The organism is Rhizobium sp. CCGE 510 (assembly GCF_000292525.1).
Taxonomy (GTDB): Bacteria; Pseudomonadota; Alphaproteobacteria; order Rhizobiales; family Rhizobiaceae; genus Rhizobium.
In genome coordinates this window covers 1-3819 of record NZ_AEYF01000016.1, presented here as the reverse complement: position 1 = coordinate 3819, position 3819 = coordinate 1, and the positions used below count along the sequence as shown (strand labels likewise).

General features: G+C 61.6%; 2 protein-coding genes. One reads left to right on the top strand and one right to left on the bottom strand.

Translation table 11 applies throughout. The features are described from left to right. Positions 1-34: 34 nt before the first annotated feature. Entirely contained in the window at positions 35-715 is a 681-nt protein-coding gene (locus tag RCCGE510_RS08440; RefSeq protein WP_007629004.1) for a GNAT family N-acetyltransferase, read from the top strand. 82 nt (positions 716-797) lie between these two features. Here RCCGE510_RS08440 and RCCGE510_RS08435 read toward each other — a convergent pair whose 3' ends face one another. Further along, a complete protein-coding gene (locus RCCGE510_RS08435) occupies positions 798-3641 on the bottom strand; it encodes a M16 family metallopeptidase (RefSeq protein ID WP_037078158.1) in 2844 nt (947 codons plus the stop codon). Positions 3642-3819 lie beyond the last annotated feature (178 nt).

The window sequence follows — 3819 nt, the reverse complement described above, 5'->3', positions numbered from 1 at the left end:
GGTAAGTGTCCACAACTCCTAAGGAGGAAAAAGCATGACCCATATCCTCGACCGGCCGATCTGGACCGCGCTTAAGACCGCGCATGCCGGCCTTGCGGAAGGGAACGAAAACGCGCGGCGATACCCACCACCGATCGTCCCCTTCGCCGCCTCCGCCGACGATAGGCCTGAAAGTCTCGACGCCCTGGAGAACTTGCCTTCGCAGGAGGAGAGCATGATCCTCGTCGAAGCCGCGCCGATCGCCATTCCGACGGGCCTTGCTGTCGTCACCGAGGCGTCGGTGGTTCAGATGGTTGCCGAGCGGCCGCACGAGCAGATTTCGGATTCCCGCATCGAGAGGCTGACGGAGGCAGATGCCGCCGACATGCTGGCGCTGGCGACACTGACGAAACCCGGGCCGTTCACCCTTCGGGCCCAGAGCCTCGGCAGCTTCTGGGGGATCAGAAGCGAGGGACGGCTGGTGGCCATGGCGGGGCAGCGGATGCGGCAGACCGGTTTCATCGAGCTCAGCGGGCTTTGCACCCATCCCGATTTCCAGGGGCGCGGCCTCGGTACCCTGCTCTTCCACTTCGTTGCCGGCCAAATCGCATCCAGCGGCAACACGGCCTATCTGCATGCCTATGCGGCAAACACATCCGCCATTTCCCTCTATCGGACGCTTGGCTTCACGCTTCGCTCGGAGATGAATATGCGTGTGGTCAAACGCCGCTCCTGAGCGATGGCGCTGCGGCACCTCTGTTGGCCGGCGCCGGTTAATCTATCTCGGATACGCGAGCCGAGATCGGACGGCCCGGCCCCTATCTTACCGCCGCCGGCAGCACTTCGAATTTCCAGAATTTTTCCGGGCTGAAATAGGTCTTGGCAAATTCGCGGATATCGCCGGCGGTGACCTTGTCGTAGCCGCTGAGATTGTGGCGTATCCGATCTAAACGACGCGGATCCGTCTGAGCGCCCCGCAGAGATTCGATCCAATATTCGTTGCTCTGCCGCTGATGCTTCAGTGTCTCGATGATCGGTTCCCGGGCGCGGGCGAATTCGTCCGGAGAGACATCATGCGACCGCAGGTCATTGGCGATCTCGTCGACAAGTGCATAGAAGCGCGCAATCTTTGCCGGGGCCGTCTCGACATAGAAAAAAGCGTAGCCATAGCCGGGGACGTCCCTTGACAGATTAGCATCGCCCTCCACGGCGTAGCTTGCGCCTTCGGTAATGCGGAACTGGTCGATCAGCCTGTTCTGGAAAATCTGGGTGGCAATATTGGCGGTGAAGGACCGCGGCAGATCGGAGAGCAAATCGCCGATCGGAGCCCCTACCGCGGCGGCGGCGTTATCTGCCCTGCCGCTATGGGTCAGCAAAACGGGCTTCTCGTTCGCCGCCGGAAAACGCACGTCGCCCCGATCATTGCTCGGCCCCGCCTCCGGGCGCGGCGGCAAAGCACCGAAGGTTTCAGCTGTCAACCGGATTGCGTCGTCCACCGTCACGTCGCCGACGATGGTGATATCGATCGGGCCGTTGGACACCATAGGTCGGAACACCGCCTCGAAATCGCCCGGCTTGGCGGCGGACAACTCAGCGCGGTCAGGAAAGGTCCAGCGCGGATCGCCGGAATGCACGAGACCTCCGAAATCGCGACTGACAACGCCGCCGGGGGTCGCCTGATACTGATCGAGGCCACTCAAATAGGCCTGTTGCACACGCTTGAACGCTTCGGGGCGGTAGGCGGGATCAGAGGTATAAGCCGTCATCAACTGCAATTGCGTCACAAGATCTTCAGTCCGTGTACGACCGTCGAACTGGAAGGAGCTGTCGCCGACCGAGAAGTCGATGCCGACGATGTTAGCCGTCAGCGCTTTCTGTACATCCTGATAATCCATGGCCCTCACGCCGGACAGCGCGACCGCGGGGGATGCCCAGATCGGGGCGGGACGGTCGTGCGGCATATCCAACCGACCACGGCCGATATCTTCGCGCACCAGCACTTCGTTGGCGCGCAGCTTGGTCGGCTTGACAGTAAGCCGCACGCCGTTGGAAAAGCGCACCATGGTCAAGCCGAGATCGTCGACGGCGCGGCGTTCGACCACAGCCCCCGGCTCGCCGAAATGAGTGTAGGGCCAGACGACGTCCGCAGCACTGGCTGGCGCCGAGACGGCAATGGCCTTTGAAGCGTCATAGGCTTGTCGAACCGCATCGGCTCCGGCCTGCGGCAATTGGGCCGACTGCAACACGACTTGCGGGCCGTTGCCTGCGAAAGCACGTTGCAGGGCCTGATTGACCTCGGCCGCCGTAACGCCGTTCGTCATCGTCTCAAACAGCGAGAGGTCCTGGCCGGGCGACGTGAAGACCTGATTGTCATCGACGCTGCTGGCCAGCGTGGACGCAATGTTGGTGGTCGTGCGCGTCTCGGCTCCAGCCACGGCAGCCTGGAGGGCTGAGCGATATTCGAGGATTTCGCGATCGATCTCTGCCTGCGCAACGCCGAACTGTTGGATGCGACGCTGTTCCTGGTCAATGGCCCCGAGTGCTGCCTGCCATTTGTCCGGCTCGGAATTCGCCGAGATGAGGACGACATGCGCGGAATCGAGGAGATCCTGGGAGCCAACGCCCGCACTGATGAAAGGGGCATCCGCCTTGCTGGCGATGGTGCTCACCCGACGTTTGAGCACCATCAGGCCGAGATCTTCGACAAGCTCGGTGCGTCGCTTGGCGAAAGTGTCAGGTGCGGCGTCATAAGGACGCGTCCAGGCGATCTGTACGCTGGTCATGCCGCCGGGAACGACGAGGACGTCGGCGCTTTCGCCTTTCGTCTCCAGTGTACCAAGGTCCGGTTTTGCAGGCGTCGGACCCACGCCCTCCCAATCGCCGAAGCGCTGCCGGATTTCGTTTTCCATGACGGCGGGGTCGATATCGCCCACCACCATCAGCGTTGCCCGATCTGGCCGATAATTGGCCTGGTAATAATCGCGAACGAGATCCACCGGCGCATTGCTGATGATATCGGCTTTGCCGATCGGCGCGCGCGTGGTCGCGCGTTGGCCGGCGAGCAAGGAATTCATGATTCCGAGCCCTGCGCGATACTGCGGCGTATCGCGCAGCCGCTCCTCCGACAGGATGACGCCGCGTTCGCGATCGAAGGCGCCGGCATCGAGGGTCAGCTCGCTCGCCGTCTCTCGCATCAGCATCAGCCCCGTCGAAACCGTGTCGGCATCAACCTCGGGAAGATCGAGCGCATAGACAGTCTCGTCATAAGAGGTATGGGCGTTGGTGTCCGGTCCAAAGGCCAGGCCCTTGCGCTGCAGAATACGGATAATCTCCCCTTCGGCGACATGCGTCGAACCCTTGAAGGCCATGTGCTCGAGAACATGCGCCAGGCCCTGTTGGTTGTCGTTTTCGTCAAGTGAACCGGAGCCTATGCGAAAGCGGATGGCGGCTTGTCCGGGCGGTGTGGCATTTCGCATGATGGCAAACCGCATACCGTTGGCGAGCGTGCCGAAATGGACGCTGGAATCGGCCTGGATGTCGCTTTGTGTTTGTGGCCAGGACGTGGACAGGGTGTCCGCATAGGCCGGCGAGCCGAAGTTTGCGACAAGGGAGGCGGTCGCGAGAAACCACCAGGCGGCGGCGCATTCCATTTTGTGAGACATTCTTGACCAGGGGATGAGCGTGAAGGGCGTGGATGGCGTTGATTTGACTATTCCACAGGTTGCATTGCGCTTCAACTTCCATGCGTGTGAGTAGACAGGAAGGCAAAACTCCGCCTAGCCGCATCGCTGAGTGTCAGACCAATGTCATCGAAGTCACCTAGGTGTTTAGTCCCGGCAT

Bases quoted from the DNA above. Each gene is read 5' to 3' on its own strand.
- RCCGE510_RS08435 (WP_037078158.1), bottom strand. From the start codon at position 3,641: ATGTCTCACAAAATGGAATGCGCCGCCGCCTGGTGGTTTCTCGCGACC.
- RCCGE510_RS08440 (WP_007629004.1), top strand. From the start codon at position 35: ATGACCCATATCCTCGACCGGCCGATCTGGACCGCGCTTAAGACCGCG.